The following is a 16,467-nucleotide window of genomic DNA, read 5'->3' on the forward strand; positions in this document are numbered from 1 at the left end:
CGCACGCTCGCGGCGGCACTCAAGCCAGGTTGGAGCGGCGGGGGTAGGCGACGGCCGGGTCGGTCAGCACGTTGACGACGGCGGGCAGCCCGCAGCCGAACGCCCGCTCGAGCGCGGGCCGAAGCTCCGCGGGCGCGGAAACCAGCTCGCCGTGGCCGCCCAGCGCGCGAACCACCTCGTCGTAGCGGGTGCCGGGCCGCAGCTCGGCCACCACCGAATAGCCGTACAAGGCTTCCATGGGGTGCTTTTCTAGCCCCCAGATTCCGTTGTTGCCGATCACCGAGACCACCTGCACGCCATGGCGCACCAGCGTGTCCCATTCCATGCCGGAAAACCCGAACGCGCCGTCGCCCTGCAGCAGCACCACCTGACGCCCGGGCCGGGCGAGTTTGGCCGCCAGCGCGTAGCCGGGCCCGGATCCCAGGCAGCCGAACGGGCCGCTGTCGAGCCAGGCGCCGGGGACGTAGCTGTCGATCACCCGGCCGGCGTAGGAGCCGAAGTCGCCGGCGTCGACGACGACGATCGCGTCGCGGTCCAGCAGCGGCGCCAGCTCGGCGTACACCCGCATGGGATGCAGCGGCGTGCGGTCGTCGGCCAGCTCGGCCTTCTCGGCATCGCGCGCCGCGGTCTCGGCCGACCGCAGCTCGGCGACCCAGTCGTCGTATCCGCTGGGCCCGTTCAGCGCTGACAGGATCGCCGACAGGTCACCGTAGATCCCGGCCGCGATCGGCCGGGGAGGCTCCCGGTCGGGCTCGACGCGGTCCGCCACGATCAGCGCAGTCTCCGACCCGAACACCCCGCCGAAGCCCAGCCGGAAATCCATCGGCACTCCGAGTACCACGGCAACGTCAGCCTCCCGCAACGCTTTTGAACGCGCTCGCGAGAACGCCATCGGATGATCGGCGGGCACCGTGCCGCGCGCCATCCCGTTCATCAGCACCGGTATCCCCCGCTGCTCGACCAGAGTCAGCAGCGCGGCTTCCGCGTGGCCCCACCACACGTTCGTGCCGGCCATGATCACCGGCCGCTGCGCGCCGGCCAGCAGGCTCACGGCCCGGTCGAGGGCGTCGCCGTCGGGCGTTGGCGGCGACGGAAGGGTGGCCAACGCACCGGGGGCGCCGTCGTCTTCGGCGACCGAAAACACGTGGTCCATAGGGAAATCGACGAATGCCACCCCCGACGGCGCGGTCACCGTGGCCCGCAGCGCCTCGTCGACCAGCCCGCACACCGCATCGGCCGACTGCGCGGTTGCCGCAAACCGGGCCAGCGGCGCCACGAATGGCACATGGTCGATCTCCTGCAGCGACCCCATGCCCCACCGCAGGGCCGGCGCGCGGCCGCCGAGCACCAGCAGCGGCGACGAGTTCTGCTGCGCGGCAGCCATCGCGCTCATTCCGTTGGTGACGCCGGGGCCGGCGGTCAGCGCCGCAACCCCGGGCAGCCGCGTCACCTTCGACAAGCCTTCGGCGGCGAAGGTGGCGGTCTGCTCGTGGCGGGTGTCGATCAGCCGGATGTCCTCGCTGCGGCAGCCGTCGTAGATCGAGAACAAGTGGCCGCCGGACAAGGTGAAGACGGTGTCGATGCCGCTGGCTTTCAGTCGGCGGGCGATCAGCTGCCCGGCGTGCAGCGTGGCGCTCGGGGCTTCGGTGCTCATCTGCGCAGCCTATCGAGAATTGCTCGGGTAGCTTGCGGGGAAGCCCCGACCGCAGAAGGAGACGTCGAAGTTGAACCCCACGCCGTTCAAGCCGTCGATCAACTGGTCGACGGCACCCATTGATTCGTTGCGGTGGCTTGCCATCGCCTGGGTGATCGGTGCCGCCTGTCTGCTGGCCGTGCTGGTCGCGATCAGGTATCTCACTCCGTGGGGCCGCCAGTTTTGGCGGATCACGCGCGGCTACTTCGTCGGTCCTACTGGCGTCAAGGCGTGGCTGGGGCTCGGTGTGCTGCTGCTGCTGGTGCTGTTCTCGGTCCGGCTCAACGTCCTGTTCAGCTATCAGAGCAACGACATGTACACGGCGCTGCAGGTGGCACTAAAAGGGCTCGCCACGGGTAACGATGAGGTCAAACAGTCCGGGATCCACAACTTTTGGATCTCGCTCGGGATCTTCATCCTGCTGGCGGCCATCTTCATCGCCCGGGTGATCCTCGACATCTACCTGACCCAGCGATTCATCATCGCCTGGCGTATGTGGTTGACCGCCCACCTCACCGACGACTGGCTTGAAGGCCGCGCGTACTACCGGGACCTGTTCATTGACAACGCGATCGACAACCCCGACCAGCGCATCCAGCAGGATGTCGACATCTTCACCGCAGGGGTTGGCGGCACCCCGAACATCCCGTCGAACGGGACGACCAATACCCTGCTGTTCGGCGCTGTCAACGCGGTTGCATCGGTGATCTCGTTCACCGCGATCCTGTGGAACTTGTCGGGGAATTTCGATGTGTTCGGCGTAAACGTGCCGCGCGCGATGTTCTGGGCCGTGTTGATCTATGTCTTGGTTGTGACGGTGGTCGCGATTTGGCTTGGGCGCCCGCTGATTTGGCTCAGCTTCAACAACGAGAAACTCAACGCCGCGTTCCGTTACGCCCTGGTCCGGTTGCGCGACGCCGCGGAAGCGGTGGGCTTCTACCGCGGGGAGCGGGTCGAACGGTCCGAACTCTGGCGGCGCTTTACGCCGATTATCGACAACTATCGCAGATTCGTCCGCCGGACAATCATCTTCAACGGATGGAACTGGTCGGCAACTCAGACAATCATTCCGCTGCCCTTGGCAATTCAAGCGCCACGCCTGTTCGCCGGGGAGATCGCCTTCGGCGATGTCACACAGACAGCGCAGGCTTTCGGCAACATCAACGAATCGCTGTCGTTCTTCCGCAACAACTACGACGCGTTCGCGGCGTTCCGCGCGGCGATCATCCGGTTGCACGGCCTCGTCGACGCCAACTCACGCGGCCGGGCGCTGCCGGCGCTGCTGGTCAAACCCAGCGAGGACACCACCGTGGAGCTCGCCCACGTCGAGGTGCGTACGCCCGAGGGCGACCAGCTGATCGACTCACTCGACCTCCAGCTGGACACCGGCGACACCCTGGTGATCACCGGGCGCTCGGGCGCCGGCAAGACCACGCTGCTGCGCAGCCTGGCCGAGCTGTGGCCGTACGCGTCCGGGACGCTGTGCCGCCCCGCGGGCGACAACGCGACGATGTTCCTGTCGCAGTTGCCGTACGTGCCGCTGGGCAGTCTGCGCGGCGTGCTGTGCTACCCGAATTCGCCGGACGACGTCTCCGACCACGAACTGCGCGACGTGCTGGACAAGGTGGCCCTGACCCCGCTGTACGAGAGGCTGGACGAGGAAGAGGACTGGGCCAAGGTGCTCTCCCCCGGCGAGCAGCAGCGGGTCGCGTTCGCCAGGATCCTGCTCACCAAGCCCAAGGCGGTGTTCCTCGACGAGTCCACCTCGGCGCTCGACGAGGGCCTGGAGTTCGCGCTGTACCAGCTGTTGCGTGCCCAGCTACCCGACTGCGTCGTGGTGAGCGTCAGCCATCGCCACACCGTCGAGCAGCACCACGAACAGGAGCTGCACCTGCTCGGCGGCGGCGAGTGGCGTCTGGGGCCGGTGGGGGCGGAAACCGCCCCGGTTTAGCGCTTTTGGACCGCCCGTCTAAATGTCGCCGAGTGTGAAATTCGCGACGCGTCGCCAGCGTGTCGCGTCGCACGATTCACATTCGCGGATTAGCGGTCGCGGCGTGCGCGCCGGCGCGGCGGCCGAAGAACGATCCTTCGCCCAATTGCGTGCCGCTGGCGTATCCCTTGCCGTCCTGGGCGATGTTGGATGCGCACGCGCCGACCGCGTACAGCCCGGGCACGACGCTGCCGTCCTCACGCAGTACCTGACCGTCCACCGACGTCGCCAACCCGCCGATGGTGAACCCGGCGTACATGGCTTTGCCCAGCGACAGGTCGAACGCCCCCCATGGCCCTTTATCTTGCGGCGCAAGGAATTCCGGCTGCTTGTGAAAATCGGGATCCTCGCCGCGGGCCGCGAACTCGTTGTAACGATCCAGTGTCGCCACCAGGTTGCCAGACGGAATACCAAGCGCCGCTTCCATTTCCGGTACCGTCTCCCAGCCGTCGATCAACGGCACCAGCGGCACCTGGGGCCGCTCCATGTGAGCCTCGTCGACGATCAGGAACGCCGCGCTGTCGGGTTGGTCCATCACGAAACCCGAAGTGCGCGAATGGTAGGAGTCCTCGGCGACAAAACGCTTGCCCAGTTTGTTGACGATGATCCCGGTCAACAGGATCGACGGTGGGTACGCGGGCGCGGTGATGAAGATCTGATCCATATGCTGGGTAGCACCGCCGACCGATACCCCCAACCGGATACCCAGCCCGTCGTCGTAGGTGTTGCCCAGCACGAAGGGCTTTTCGGCCAACTTCGGCGTGTACTTGGCCACCATCTCCGGGTTCATCACAAACCCGCCCGCGGCGATGATCACCGACTTGGCCCGCACCGCACCGGTTTCGGCGAACTGCTTCCAAGTCACGCCGGTCACCGCGCCGGCCTCGTTAACCACCAAACCGGTCGCACCGGTTTCGTACCGAATCTGCACGCCGAGGTTTTCGGCGCGCTTGAGCAGCAGGTCGATCACCAGCTTGGCCCCTTCGGTGTCGCCGGGCACCGGCACCTTGTGACCGCGCGGGGCCGGCACCGCCTGCTCGCAAAACGGCCATACCTTCTCGTTGCCGGTGTACATCAGCCCCTCGGTGTTGGGCTGGATCACCGCCTTCTCCGGGTAGTAACTGCGCTCGAACTGAAAACCCAAGTCCTCCAACCAGTTGAAGTGCTCCACGCTGCCCTCGCAGTAGGCGCGGATCTTCTCGTGGTCGGGCTGGCGTGACACGGCGACCAGATACTTGTACATCTCCTCGGGCGAATCGGGGTGACCTGTCGCCTGCTGGACCGCAGTTCCGCCGCCCAGATAGAAGTGCCCGCCCGCCATCGCCGTGGTGCCGCCGGCCGCCGCGGCCCGCTCCAGCACCAACACCCGTGCGCCGGCGGCGGCCGCGCTCACCGCCGCGCAGCCACCGGCGATGCCAAACCCGATCACCGCCACGTCGACGTCATCCGACCACGCCGACACCTCGTCCGCGTTGACCGTTGCAGGTATCTGACTGCTCATTGGCGCCACTCCTCCTCATCGCTGCGCTCTGCATCGTCGTTGGCGCTGCTCACCGTTGCTCCTGTTTGATGTAGTCGAAGAACTGGCGGATCTCGTCGCTGATGTGGGCGATCTCGATGAACGGCACACCGGCGTGCGGCGCAGACACGTAGGCGAAGCGCATACCGCCCGGCATCATGCCCTCCTGCGCCACGGTGGCGTCGTGCCCGGTTGCCGCGGCCACCATCGCGGCAAAGTGTTCGGGGTTGTCCGCCTCGACGCAGATGTGGTGCAGACCCGGCCCGCTGTCCCGCAGAAAGTCACTATAGATGTTAGGGCCACGAACCGGATGGATCAGTTCCAGCTGCATGTCACCGAGATAGCTAAGCGAGATACTGGCGACGAAGTCGGCGGGCTTGCCGTAGTAGCTGCAGGCGTCGGGCGCAAAGTGCACCTCGGGCATCCGGAACCACTTCTTGACGCCTAACAGGCCGGTGAGAGCCATTTCGGTGGCGTCCAGGTCGTGCGTCACCCAGGCGATCTGCACCGGAGACTCGACGGAAAGGCTCATCGTCTCGCAGGATAGCCCAGCGCCGCCCAGGCTGAAAGGGACGTTGCCACGCGCTGCGCCAACGGCGCCACCCGGGCAGGATGAACACGTTCTAATTCAGGTCCGCGTCAATGCTGGGTGAGCATGCCGACCAGCAGTCGCACCTGCGCGTCGAACACCGCCCGCGGGTCGGTCAGCTTCGTTGCGCCGTATACCTCCAGGCTGATCGCGCCAACCACGCCGGCCCAGATCACCAGACACTTGGCGACGACGGAATCGTCGCCGGGAAAACCGAACTGGTGGCGCAGCCTTTCGAAATCAGTTGACATCGGCTGCGGCGCAAGGTTATTCGTCAAGACGATGTCGCCGGTGGTGATTCCGGCCGCGACGGCGTCGAGCAATGCACCGACCACCCGGTTGCTCGGCGGGGTGTCGTCGGTCGCCGCGGGGTAGCCGGGCGCGGGGCTGCCGTACAGCAGTGCCCAGCCGGCGGGATGGGCAAGGGCCCAGCCGCGGGCAGCATGCGCAATCGCGATGACGTCGTCGCTCCACAGCTCGGGCATCGCATCGCGGGCCCGGTCCACGGCGTCGGCGAGATCGGATCGGGCATCGGCCAGCAGCATCGCCAGCAACTGGTCGCGGCTCGCGACGTATCGGTAGACCGCCGAGGACACCATGCCCAGCTCGCGGGCGATCGCACGCAGCGACAACCCGGCCGCACCCCGGTCCACCAGGTGGCGACGGCCGAGTTCGATGATCTGGGTCTCGATCCGCTCCCGCGACTCGCGCCGTGTGCTCATCGGGCCAAGTCTGACACGACAGAGATCAGTGCTCTTGGGTTCTGGCTAACCCGGTGAGAGTTACGCGGGTCCCGGTTGTCCCCCGACATCCTCGAGCACCTGCTGCGACGTGACCCGCCAGGACACCGCCGCGGGCAAATCACCCCAGGTGCTGTTGAATATCCCGACCATCCGGGCGGGGCCAGCGCCACTGAGATACACGGGTCCGCCCGAATCGCCCTTCTGGGTGACCACCCCGTTGCCCATGGTGAACCAGCCGTTGTTGACGCTCTCGACGGTCCCGCAGCTTTCGCCCGTGACGACCCCGAAATGGCAGACCGGGTCGCCGGGTTTGACCGTCAGTCCCGGGTCGGACTGCAGCGGGCGCCCGCCGGGCAGCACGTTGTTCGCCGCGACGTCGCCGGCCAGCACAATCGACTCGTAATCGGTAATTTCCTGGTCGGTGGCCACCGTCGCGCCGTTCGGCGTGTTGTCGCGGAACGTCGCGAGGTTGCCGATGACGTTGTTGTCCTTGTCGGTCACCGGGCCGTCACCTCGGCAATGGCCGGCGGTGAACGCGATGTGGTACGCCGGGTCGACGTAGCCGAGCGTGCACAGATGATTGCCCTGGTGGATCTCCATGCCTGGAAACACCTGCACCGGCTCGGCTCTGGCCTTCGTCGGCGGCAAACCGGCCGCCAGCACGGTGGCGGTGAGCATCGCGGCAAACGCATGGCGGCGCACCGTCGACTCCGATCCGTCGGGGCCGGCGTTGTGCCGGCCGGCTGGTGAAGTTATCGACGCAACGCTTTCAAACGTTAGCGACGGACGGCGCGGCGGCTCGTCCCGTCGGGAAAACCGCCGCGCTCGTCGCCGGCTGCGATCAGGGAATGGTCAGCACCTGTCCGGGCTGAATCAGGTCGGGGTTGGAGATCCCGCTGGCGTCGGCGATCGCCTGGTATTTGCTGCCGTCGCCGTAGAAGCGCTCGGCGATGGCCCACAGCGTGTCGCCGGATTCCACGGTGTAGGTCCGCGCAGCCGGCTCGGGCTCCGGGGCCGGCTCGGGTTCCGGCGCCGGGGCGGGGGTGGGCTCTTCGGCGGCGGGTGTCACCTGGGCGGCTTCGGGTTCCGGTGGCGGCGGCGCGTCGGTCTCGGTCTTGGTCGACCAGGCCGCTTGGTCGCCGGAGTACAGCACCAGGTTGCGGTCGTCCTGCAGAACGAGCTTGACGTTCTTCTTGCCCTTGGTGTTGCTGGCCCACACCGGCTTGTCGGCGGTGTAGACAACGAAGTTGCCGTCTCGCTGCACCTCGGCGCGCACCACGTCCTGGCCGTTGGTACCCGTCGACCAGATCGCCTTGCCGCGCGACGCCAGCACCAGGTTGCCGTCGTCTTGCAAGGTCAGCGTGTAGGCACCGTTGTTCGAAGTGAGCGATTCTCCCTTAACGAGCTTTTGTCCTTCGGTGAGCGTGTCTCCCACAGCATTCCCTTCTCGTCGTCGCGGTCCGGCCGACGTTCGGCCGGGCCTCGTCGCGTGTGCACGACGTGCCAGAGCTTACTGATCTTGCTTTTGCAACGGGCGGTTTCGGCTCGCCGCAATCGGAACCATTGGCCTAACGCCCGGTTAACGCGCCGGCTCCCAGCCCGGTGGCCCGAACACATAACCCAGTCGATCGCGCAACCTGGTCGCTGACCGGAAATCGCGGGCGATCGCGATATATTCGTGGGTCTGCAGCTTCCAGATGTTGAACGTGTCGACTTGCTTGGTCAGTCCGTAGTGCGGGCGGAACATCTCCGCCTGGAAGCTGCCGAAGAGCCGGTCCCAGATGATCAGGATCCCGCCGTAGTTCTTGTCCAGGTATTCCGGGTCCATTCCGTGATGCACCCGATGGTGCGACGGGGTGTTGAACACGAATTCGAAAGGCCGCCACATCCGGTCGATCCGCTCGGTGTGCACCCAGAACTGGTAGATCAGGTTGACCGAAAAGCTGACGAACACCATCCAAGGTGGAATTCCCAAGAGCGGCAAGGGAATCCACATTAGGATCTCACCGCTGTTGTTCCATTTCTGGCGAAGCGCAGTGGCGAAGTTGAAGTACCGGCTGGAATGGTGCGCCTGGTGGGTGGCCCAGATCAGCCGGACCCGGTGGGCGATTCGGTGATAGCAGTAATACAGCAGATCGACCCCGAGGATCGCGATCGCCCAGGTATACCAGCGGGTTGGCGACAAGTGCCAGGGCGCAACATACGCGTAGATGGCGGCATAGCCGAGCAGGGCCACAAACTTCCACCCGGCGGTGGTCGCCACCGACACCAGCCCCATCGAGATGCTCGCCCACGAATCGCGGGTGAGGTAGGCGCCCGACGCGGGTCTGTCGGCCCGCTCGATTTGCTCGAGTTTGCGCGCCGCGGTCCACTCGAGGATCAGCAGCAGAAGGAAAAACGGAATCGCGAACAGCACCGGGTCGCGCATCTGCTCCGGCAGCGCCGAGAGGAAATCGGCGATCGCATTCACAGCCCACACTGTATGCCTCGGAGTGGCTCGGCCCCTAATTCGATTGGGCCGCAGGCGGCATGGGCTCACTCTGGTCGCCGGCGTACCAGTGCACCGCGTAGACGCCCGGCTGCAGCGACAACTCGGCGACAAGCTGCTCAAGCCGGGCCGGCGCGTGTCCGTCGGCCAACAGGTAAGCGGTCAGCGTGATGTTGTCGTCGGCGGCACGCCCGGTGTGAATTCCGCGCAGGGTGAGATCGTTGCTGCTGGTTCGCTGCACGATCTGGGCGCGCGCATACTTTTCCGACTTGCGGCGACAGACCAGCTGAAGCTGATAAGGCTGCTGGTCTTCGTCTTGTTCGACGACGTTGTCGCGGTCGATCAGGTGTCCGAGCGGGCGCCCCAGCAGATGGATGCCGACGATGGTTCCGGTGGCGATCAGGGCGAACAACAAGTGCCCGGCAGCGGCAAGCACACCCACCGCCGCCGAACACCACAGCGTCGCAGCGGTATTGAGCCCCTGCACGTTGAACCCATGCCGCAGGATGACCCCGCCGCCGAGAAAGCCGACGCCCGACACCACGTAGGAGGCGACCCGGGTGGGACTGTTGTCGTTGGTGGCGACGGCGTAGAGCACGAACAAGGTTGACCCGGTGGCCACCAATGCATTGGTCCGCAAGCCCGCCATCCGCGCCCGCCACTGGCGTTCGAGCCCGATCAGCGCGCCGCAGCCCACACCCACGGCCAACCGCAACGCAAAGTCGGCGATGCTCAGCGTCTGCATTACCCGGCTCCCCTGTCGTGTCGAGCGTCCCGCTCTAGTGTGGACGACTTCGACGACAACGGCGCGCCGACGACAGCTAGATCGACCGTGATGTGGGCGGCTTGCCCTTCTTCACATGCACGGCATGCACGCCCGGCTTCGCCGACAATTGCGCGAGCAGACTCTCCAGCTGTGCCTCATTGGTGTGCCAGTGCTGCACCGACTCCGGCGCCTGAGACATCTCGGCAAGGACGCGCTTGAGCTTCTCGGGTGTTTTCCCGTCGTTGTCCGACGTCGGGCGTCCGACTTTCCCGACGGATCCGCTGACCGCTTTGGGCGCCGCCGCCCCGACGGCGCTGCCCGCCATGCCGGCCAGGGCCAGCTGGCTGAACAGGCCGCCCGTGCCCTCGGCGACCACCGCCGGAGCGGCGCCCAGGCCGCTGCCCTGCAAAACGCTGGCCGCCAGCCGGATCGTCGGGGTGGCCGCGGCCCAGCTGGGCGGTACCGACAACGCGCCGACGAGGCCCGCCTGGCCCACGCCCGCCGAGACCGTCGACGCGGCCGAAGCGGCCGCCGCACCGACGCCGGCGACGGACGTCGTCGAACCGAGGCCCGCCGCCAGCGAACCCGACGCTGCCACCGCCCCGGACTGGACGGCCCGCACTCCCTGGACCAGCGCGTATATCACGGTGATCAGGACGTCGTTGGCCGGCAGGATCAGCTTGGGTATCGCCTCGATATAGGAGCTGAGCTGTGAGAACGACGGCGGGTCGGCGGCCGCGGGCGACGCCATGCTTTGCAGCGCCTGCGGCACGGTGGAGACCACGTGGGAGAGCGCGGCCTGGGTGTGGGTACCCGCCCCGGCGCCGGCGGCCTGGCCGACGGCAGTGGCCTGGGCGGCCAACCCGCCGGGATTGGTGGTCTGCGGCGCTGCGCTGAACGGCGTCACCCGTGAGGCGGCGGCGGACTGCCCGGCATAGCTGTACATCGCGGCGGCGTCCTGGGCCCACATTTCGCTGTAGTGCGCCTCGGTCGCGGCGATCGCCACGGTGTTCTGGCCGAAAAGGTTGGTCGCGACCAGCGATGCGAGCTGGCTGCGGTTGGCGGCGATCAGCGGCGGCGGCACCATCGCGGCGAACGCGGTCTCGTATGCGGCCGCCGCTGCTCTGGCCTGGGTGGCGGTCTGCTCGGCCTGGGCCGCGGTGGCGTTCATCCACGCGGCGTACGGCGCGGCCGCGGCCGCCATCGCCGCCGACGACGGGCCCTGCCACGCCTGGCCTGTCAGCCCGGCGATCGCTGAGCCGTAACCTGCTGCGGCCGAACGCAATTCAGCGGCTAAACTATCCCAGGCCGCCGCCGCGGCCACCATCGAACCCGCGCCGGGGCCGGCGTAGATCCGTGCTGAGTTGAGCTCAGGCGGAAGTGCTCCGAAATCCAGTGCGACGGTCATTCGTCCAGCTCCGGTATCACGATGATGGTCGCCGTCGTCGCGGTATCCGCGCCGCCCAGGGATCCGGCAGCGCCGCCGACAGAACGGGTGACGCTGCCGCCGGTACCTGCCACGGCCCGCCCGGCCAGGCTCGACACGGCCATCTGGCTGAACAGGCCGCCGGAGCCGTCGGCCATGGCAGCGGCGGGCGCGGCTTCGAGGCTGGCGCTGGGCAGCACGAACGCCGCCGGCCGGATTGCCGGCGCGGCGCTGGCCCAACCCGGTGGCACCGACAGCTTGCCGACGAGCCCTGCCTGCCCTATACCTGCCGACACCGAGGGCGCGATACCAGTGGTGGCGCCCAGCGCGTGGGTGCCGGCGCCGAGTTCGCCGGCCAGCAGCGCGCTGCTCGCGGGACCTGCCGACGCCTTGGCCAACGCGCCGGCAAGATTCTGCCCGGCCATCGGCAGCAGGACGTTCTGGAAGGCCAACAGATAGGGCACGCCGCCAATCGGGAAATACGACAGCGGTGATGTTGGCCCGGTGATGAAGTCCAGCAGCGACGTGACCGATGATTGCGCCGGCGCGGCTGCCGCGGCCATGGGCGAGGTAAGGTTCTGCAGCGCCTGCGGCGTTGTCGAAACCAGTTGGGACAGCGTCGATTGCGCGTTTACACCGGTGGTAGCGGCGGCTTTGGCAACTGCTGCGGACTGGGCGGCCATGCCCGCCGCGTTGGTGGTGTGCGGCGGCTGGGTGAACGGCGTCAGCTGACTTGCGGCCGCCGACGAGCCGGCGTAGCCGTACATCGCGGCGGCATCCTGCGCCCACATCTCGGCGTAGTGGAATTCGGTGGCGGCGATGGCCGGGGTGTTTTGTCCCAGGATGTTGGTCGCGATGAGCGACGCCAGCAGGCTGCGGTTGGCGGCGATCACCGGCGGGGGAACCGTGGCCGCGAACGCCGTCTCATAGGCGGCAACCGCCGCTCTGGCCTGGTTGGCGGTCTGCTCGGCCTGCGCCGCGCTGGCGCTCATCCACGACACGTATGGCGCGACCGCCGCCGCCATCGATGCCGCCGTCGGCCCGTGCCACGAACCGCTGACCAGACCCTCGATGATCGACTGGTAGGCCGACGCCGTCGTACTCAATTCGGCGGCCAGCGCGTCCCAGGCAGCGGCGGCGGCGATCAGCGGACCTGCTCCTGGACCGGCGTACATGCGCCCGGAGTTGATCTCCGGCATCAACGCTCCGAAATCCATCGCTGCGTCCCTCCACTGACCCTGGACGTGATCGCGGCCACAATACCGGCCGGCACGTTGTCGGCATGCCAAGCGACAACGTTGGGCACGCGACTCTCCCCTGTGGGCGATTATGAAGGTTCGCCGAGCACAGGGCCCTGGGAAATCCCACGAAGAATGCTGCGAAAAGCCTGTGAATCGGGCTTTAACGGCTCAGCGGCCGACCTGCACGACGTGGTCGATCACCCGAGATTGGCCCGGGAACCGCTACTGCTGGATCGTCCAGGGTGAACGCCTGCTCGTGGAGGGGGCGATTGGCGCGGGACAGCACAGCGGCGCCGGAGAACGGGTCAGCCCTTCGAGAGTTGTTGTGGGCAATAGTATTTCGCTGAAATCATGGCGAAATCGGATGCGTCCTCCATCGTGAACCCGGGGTTGTGGGTTTTCACGTCGTGGACCAACTCCAGCCCCGACTCGCCGTTGTTCAAGCACCCACATACCGCTCTGCCGGCACCAACGGCTCCAGCAGGGTTGGGATAGCGAATGCCGACTTGTTGCAGAGCAGCCAGGAAGCCGGCGTCGTCGCCACCGTCGTCACCCGGGTTGCCGTATGCCGGTGGGGCCAGGCCGATCGCGGCAGAAGCGCCGAGTACCAAAAGCAGCTTTTTCATATCTCGTCCTTTCGTGTCTGCTACTAGTGGCCCGCTAGCCAAACTGCGCATCCGGCACAACCTTGGGTTTGTCGCTTTTGCCAGTGGACAGGTGCACCGCGTGCACGCCGGGCTTCTTCGCCAGCTGCTCGAGCAGACTGTCGAGGCCGTCTTGGTCGACAGTGTGGTGCTGCACGCTTTCGGGCTTTTCCGATATTTGTGCGACCAGGCGTTGCAATTGTTCCGGCGAGTGGCTGTCTTTGAGATCTTTGAGCGGCTTCAGACGGCTTCGCGCGCCGGCACGAGTGAAAGTGGTCGGAGCCCCGGAGCCGACCGCGCTACCCAGCATGCCCGCCAGCGGTAGCGAACTGAGCAGCTCGCCCTGGGCCACTGCGGCCGCGGGCACGGCGTCCGGCGCGGCGGCCGATAACGCGGCAGCGACAGTCCTGATGGCCGGGGTGGCCGTGGCCCACGTCGGCGGGACTGACAGGTTTCCGGCCAATGTGCCGGCGTTGCCCATGCTCGCCGACACCGAGCTGGTCAGCCAGCCGCGGCCATACCACGGCCCAAAAAGGCCGCCGCCCAGCGCGTCTTTCGGTAGCGCGCCGTACGCCGGGGCGGGGGCGAACTTGAGGAACTGCGACACCGGGAAGTTGACCAGGAGCCCGATGGGGTTGAACACCGAGGTGAAGGCGCTGACCGGACTTTTTACGGCGTTGATCAGGCCGGTGATCGTCGATGCCCCGCTTGACCCAAAGAGGCCGTTGAGCATGCCGTTGATGGTCGATGTGTAGTCGGTGGAAAGATTTGCCAGCCACTGCAGCAGCGGGTCGCCCGTCGTCAGCGGGTCGGCTGCTGACAGAAGCGACTGCACGCCGCCGGCCGGGGTGCTGGCAGCTTGGGCCACCGCGGCGGCCTGGCCTGCTACCCCGCCCGCATTGGTGGTCTGCGGCGCCGCGGTGAACGGCGTGAGCTTGGTCGCGGCTGCCGACGACGCGGCGTAGCTGTCCATCGCAAGGGCATCCTGGGCCCACATCTCGCCGTATTGGGCCTCGGTGGCCGCGATCGCCGGGGTGTTCTGACCGAAAATGTTGGTCGCCATCAGCGACGCCAGTTGGCTGCGGTTCGCCGCGATCTCCGCCGGCGGCACATGCGCGGCGAACGCCGCCTCATACGCGGTTGCTGCGGCGGTAGCCTGCGCCGCAGCTTCGGCAGCCTGTGCGGCGGTGGCCTGCATCCAGGTCAGATACGGTGTGACCGCGGCCGCCATCGACAATGCTGACGGGCCCAGCCATGGCCCGCTGGTAAGGCTCGAAACCACCGACGAATAGGAAACGGCGCTGGACTGAAGCTCGGCCGCCAGCCCGTCCCAGGCGACGGCGGCGGCCCGCATCGACGCCGACCCCGGACCGCTGTAGATCCTGCCCGAGTTGATCTCCGGCGGAAGCGCTGCGTAGAACATGCCTATCCCCTCACCCGGTCATCTGCGCCTCGACGGCGCAGTGTGTTGACCGTCATTGCTCGACCGCCGGAATCACGATGATGGTGGCCGCGGCGGGATCGGCCTCGGCGACGACACCGCCGAGTGAGCCTGCGCCCGCAGCGCCGCCCGCTGAGCGTGTCGCCGTAGCGGCGACCGCACGTCCGGCCAGGCTCGACATGGCCATCTGGCCGAACAGAGTGCCTTCACCGGCGAGCGAGGACGCCGGGGCGGCCGCCAGGTTCGCGGGCAGCACGGAGGCGACCGTCCTGATCGCCGGGGCGGCTTCGGTCCAGCCCTGCGGCACCGACAAACTTCCAACCACCGCCGCTTTGCCCAGTGCACCCGATACCGGTGCCCCACCAACGCCGGCGGAGCTCAGCACCGGCTTCACCGCTTCGGCCAGCGGCGCCAGCGCCCCGGTGATGGGTTTCGGCCCGGCGAGGAACGCGGCGGCGCCCTGCCCGTTTTGGGCGTAGGCGTATGCCTGCCCGAACGACAAGAACGGGCCACCGAGCATGCCGCTCCAGCCCACTGGAGAAAGCGGGCCGGTGACGGTCGACCAGATCGAGTTCCAGTTCGCCAGATCCGTCGAAAGGCCCGACGGCAGTTGCAGGTTCATCAGTGTCGGCAGTGACAGTCCGGACAACAGGTTCGTCGACCCGGTTGTCGGCGACGAGCCGAGGCCGGTTGCCAGGCTTTGCAGCGCGGTCGGGAGCGAGTTCACCAGCTGGGACAGCTGCGTGCCTATGTTCAAGCCGCCCGTGCTGCTGGCCTGGGAAACTGCGGCCGCTTGCGCCGCCGTGCCCGCGGTGTTGGTCGTCTGGGGCGGTTCGGAAAACGGCGTCAGCTGAGAGGCGGCCGCCGACGAGCCGGCGTAGGCGTACATCGCGGCAGCATCCTGTGCCCACATCTCCATGTAGTGGGCTTCGGTAGCCGCGATCGCAGGTGTGTTCTGTCCCAGGATGTTGGTCGCGACGAGCGTCATCAGCAGGGAACGGTTGGCTGCAATAACCGGCGGGGGAACCGTTGCGGCGAAAGCAGTTTCATAGGCAGCAGCTGCGGCCCGGGCCTGGTTCGCGGTCTCCTCGGCCTGTGCTGCGCTCGCAGTCATCCAGGCCACATACGGTGCCGCCGCAGCCGCCATCGACGCCGACGACGGGCCCAGCCAGGGCCCGCTGACCACGCCGTCGATCACCGACTGATAAGACGACGCCGTCGAACCCAACTCGCTGGCAAGCTCGTCCCAGGCTGCCGCGGCAGCGAGCATGGGGCCTGGTCCCGGACCGGTATACATTCTGCCCGAATTGATCTCGGGCGGTAACGCCGCATAATCCATATCACCTAACCTCTAGTCGCCTGATAAGCCGCGATTGCGTGCGCGGCCGCCGTGGCCGGTACAAGTACCGGCTCAAAGTTCTAAAACGGTGATCCCCGCCACAGGCACCGCAATCGCGCCTCCCTGAAACCTCCGCCATCGCAACGAGTTTGCGCTCTGGTTGTTTGCGTTGCGTTCCCACAAAGTTTCGCCGCGATAAATATCGGTCACGGCGGCAGCGCGGCGTCTGTGACCAACAGCGCTGTATCAGGGCAGCATTCAACCCGAACGGGCGCTCGCCCCGATCAGCGCTTAGGCGCCAATCCAATAGTCAGGACGCAATGCGAAAAACACTGCCGCACAACGCTACCGACGGTCCGGCGAAACGCAGCCGCTTACGACCCGCGATTGCGCCATTGCCGATGACGTCGACGTTGCAGGTAAGCCTCAACGCCGCCACGGCGCACCACCGCAGACGAACCCATACCGACGATCGCAGGGTGCTCCACGTCACAGAATTCGGCTTTAATAGTCATACACGTCTCCTAACCAGACAAAAGCATCGCAGCCGATGCTGGCCTGGCGCTGGTCGACGGCTGAGTATCTCCT

The 16,467-nt window shown here is 66.9% G+C and carries 14 protein-coding genes; 1 reads left to right on the plus strand and 13 read right to left on the minus strand.

Annotated features, from left to right (window positions below; genetic code table 11):
• Positions 1-19: 19 nt before the first annotated feature.
• Positions 20-1,654 carry an acetolactate synthase gene (locus G6N47_RS19790; protein WP_083132131.1) on the minus strand — a complete coding sequence of 545 codons (1,635 nt, stop codon included), beginning with the start codon at positions 1,652-1,654 and terminating at the stop codon, positions 20-22.
• Positions 1,655-1,724: 70 nt separating this feature from the next.
• Here G6N47_RS19790 and G6N47_RS19795 point away from each other — a divergent pair, with 70 nt between their 5' ends.
• On the plus strand, positions 1,725-3,644 hold the full coding sequence (locus tag G6N47_RS19795) for an ABC transporter ATP-binding protein/permease (protein ID WP_083132132.1): 1,920 nt from the start codon (positions 1,725-1,727) through the stop codon (positions 3,642-3,644).
• A gap of 76 nt (positions 3,645-3,720) precedes the next feature.
• Here the strand turns inward: G6N47_RS19795 and G6N47_RS19800 are convergent, their stop codons facing one another.
• The 12 genes from G6N47_RS19800 to G6N47_RS19855 all read right to left on the minus strand — a co-directional run bounded on the left by G6N47_RS19800 (position 3,721) and on the right by G6N47_RS19855 (position 15,879).
• Entirely contained in the window at positions 3,721-5,184 is a 1,464-nt protein-coding gene (locus tag G6N47_RS19800) for an FAD-binding protein (protein ID WP_083132133.1), read from the minus strand.
• Positions 5,185-5,233: 49 nt separating this feature from the next.
• Positions 5,234-5,734, minus strand: a complete 501-nt coding sequence (locus tag G6N47_RS19805) for a VOC family protein (protein ID WP_083132134.1) — start codon at positions 5,732-5,734, stop codon at positions 5,234-5,236.
• Positions 5,735-5,841: 107 nt separating this feature from the next.
• Complete coding sequence (locus tag G6N47_RS19810; RefSeq protein ID WP_083132135.1) at positions 5,842-6,513, minus strand: TetR/AcrR family transcriptional regulator; 672 nt, start codon at positions 6,511-6,513, stop codon at positions 5,842-5,844.
• A 60-nt stretch (positions 6,514-6,573) separates the two neighbouring features.
• Positions 6,574-7,212 (minus strand): Rv1815 family serine proteinase, encoded by a 639-nt coding sequence (locus G6N47_RS19815; RefSeq protein WP_083132169.1) that lies wholly within the window; start codon positions 7,210-7,212, stop codon positions 6,574-6,576.
• 163 nt (positions 7,213-7,375) lie between these two features.
• Positions 7,376-7,969 (minus strand): LysM peptidoglycan-binding domain-containing protein, encoded by a 594-nt coding sequence (locus tag G6N47_RS19820; protein WP_045383176.1) that lies wholly within the window; start codon positions 7,967-7,969, stop codon positions 7,376-7,378.
• A 144-nt stretch (positions 7,970-8,113) separates the two neighbouring features.
• Positions 8,114-9,004, minus strand: a complete 891-nt coding sequence (locus tag G6N47_RS19825; protein WP_083132136.1) for a sterol desaturase family protein — start codon at positions 9,002-9,004, stop codon at positions 8,114-8,116.
• Between the two features lie 34 nt (positions 9,005-9,038).
• The gene (locus G6N47_RS19830; protein WP_083132137.1) at positions 9,039-9,767 is read right to left on the minus strand and encodes an MgtC/SapB family protein; all 729 of its coding nucleotides are present in this window, start codon (positions 9,765-9,767) and stop codon (positions 9,039-9,041) included.
• Positions 9,768-9,843: 76 nt separating this feature from the next.
• Positions 9,844-11,184 carry a PPE family protein gene (locus G6N47_RS19835; RefSeq protein ID WP_139799527.1) on the minus strand — a complete coding sequence of 447 codons (1,341 nt, stop codon included), beginning with the start codon at positions 11,182-11,184 and terminating at the stop codon, positions 9,844-9,846.
• 8 nt (positions 11,185-11,192) lie between these two features.
• A complete protein-coding gene (locus tag G6N47_RS19840; RefSeq protein WP_083132139.1) occupies positions 11,193-12,431 on the minus strand; it encodes a PPE family protein in 1,239 nt (412 codons plus the stop codon).
• Between the two features lie 329 nt (positions 12,432-12,760).
• Positions 12,761-13,081: a DUF732 domain-containing protein gene (locus tag G6N47_RS19845; protein WP_083132140.1), complete on the minus strand. Its 321-nt coding sequence runs from the start codon at positions 13,079-13,081 to the stop codon at positions 12,761-12,763.
• 34 nt (positions 13,082-13,115) lie between these two features.
• Positions 13,116-14,522, minus strand: coding sequence for a PPE family protein (locus G6N47_RS19850; RefSeq protein ID WP_083132141.1), 1,407 nt, complete (start codon positions 14,520-14,522; stop codon positions 13,116-13,118).
• Between the two features lie 52 nt (positions 14,523-14,574).
• Positions 14,575-15,879 (minus strand): PPE family protein, encoded by a 1,305-nt coding sequence (locus G6N47_RS19855; RefSeq protein WP_083132142.1) that lies wholly within the window; start codon positions 15,877-15,879, stop codon positions 14,575-14,577.
• Positions 15,880-16,467: the final 588 nt, after the last annotated feature.

The sequence above is a fragment of the Mycobacterium branderi genome, from assembly GCF_010728725.1.
Classification (GTDB): Bacteria; Actinomycetota; Actinomycetes; order Mycobacteriales; family Mycobacteriaceae; genus Mycobacterium; species Mycobacterium branderi.

Coding starts and splice junctions, on each gene's coding strand:
- G6N47_RS19790 (WP_083132131.1), bottom strand. CDS start 1,654: ATGAGCACCGAAGCCCCGAGCGCCACGCTGCACGCCGGGCAGCTGATC.
- G6N47_RS19800 (WP_083132133.1), bottom strand. CDS start 5,184: ATGAGCAGTCAGATACCTGCAACGGTCAACGCGGACGAGGTGTCGGCG.
- G6N47_RS19805 (WP_083132134.1), bottom strand. CDS start 5,734: ATGAGCCTTTCCGTCGAGTCTCCGGTGCAGATCGCCTGGGTGACGCAC.
- G6N47_RS19810 (WP_083132135.1), bottom strand. CDS start 6,513: ATGAGCACACGGCGCGAGTCGCGGGAGCGGATCGAGACCCAGATCATC.
- G6N47_RS19815 (WP_083132169.1), bottom strand. CDS start 7,212: ATGCTCACCGCCACCGTGCTGGCGGCCGGTTTGCCGCCGACGAAGGCC.
- G6N47_RS19830 (WP_083132137.1), bottom strand. CDS start 9,767: ATGCAGACGCTGAGCATCGCCGACTTTGCGTTGCGGTTGGCCGTGGGT.
- G6N47_RS19840 (WP_083132139.1), bottom strand. CDS start 12,431: ATGGATTTCGGAGCGTTGATGCCGGAGATCAACTCCGGGCGCATGTAC.
- G6N47_RS19845 (WP_083132140.1), bottom strand. CDS start 13,081: ATGAAAAAGCTGCTTTTGGTACTCGGCGCTTCTGCCGCGATCGGCCTG.
- G6N47_RS19850 (WP_083132141.1), bottom strand. CDS start 14,522: ATGTTCTACGCAGCGCTTCCGCCGGAGATCAACTCGGGCAGGATCTAC.
- G6N47_RS19855 (WP_083132142.1), bottom strand. CDS start 15,879: ATGGATTATGCGGCGTTACCGCCCGAGATCAATTCGGGCAGAATGTAT.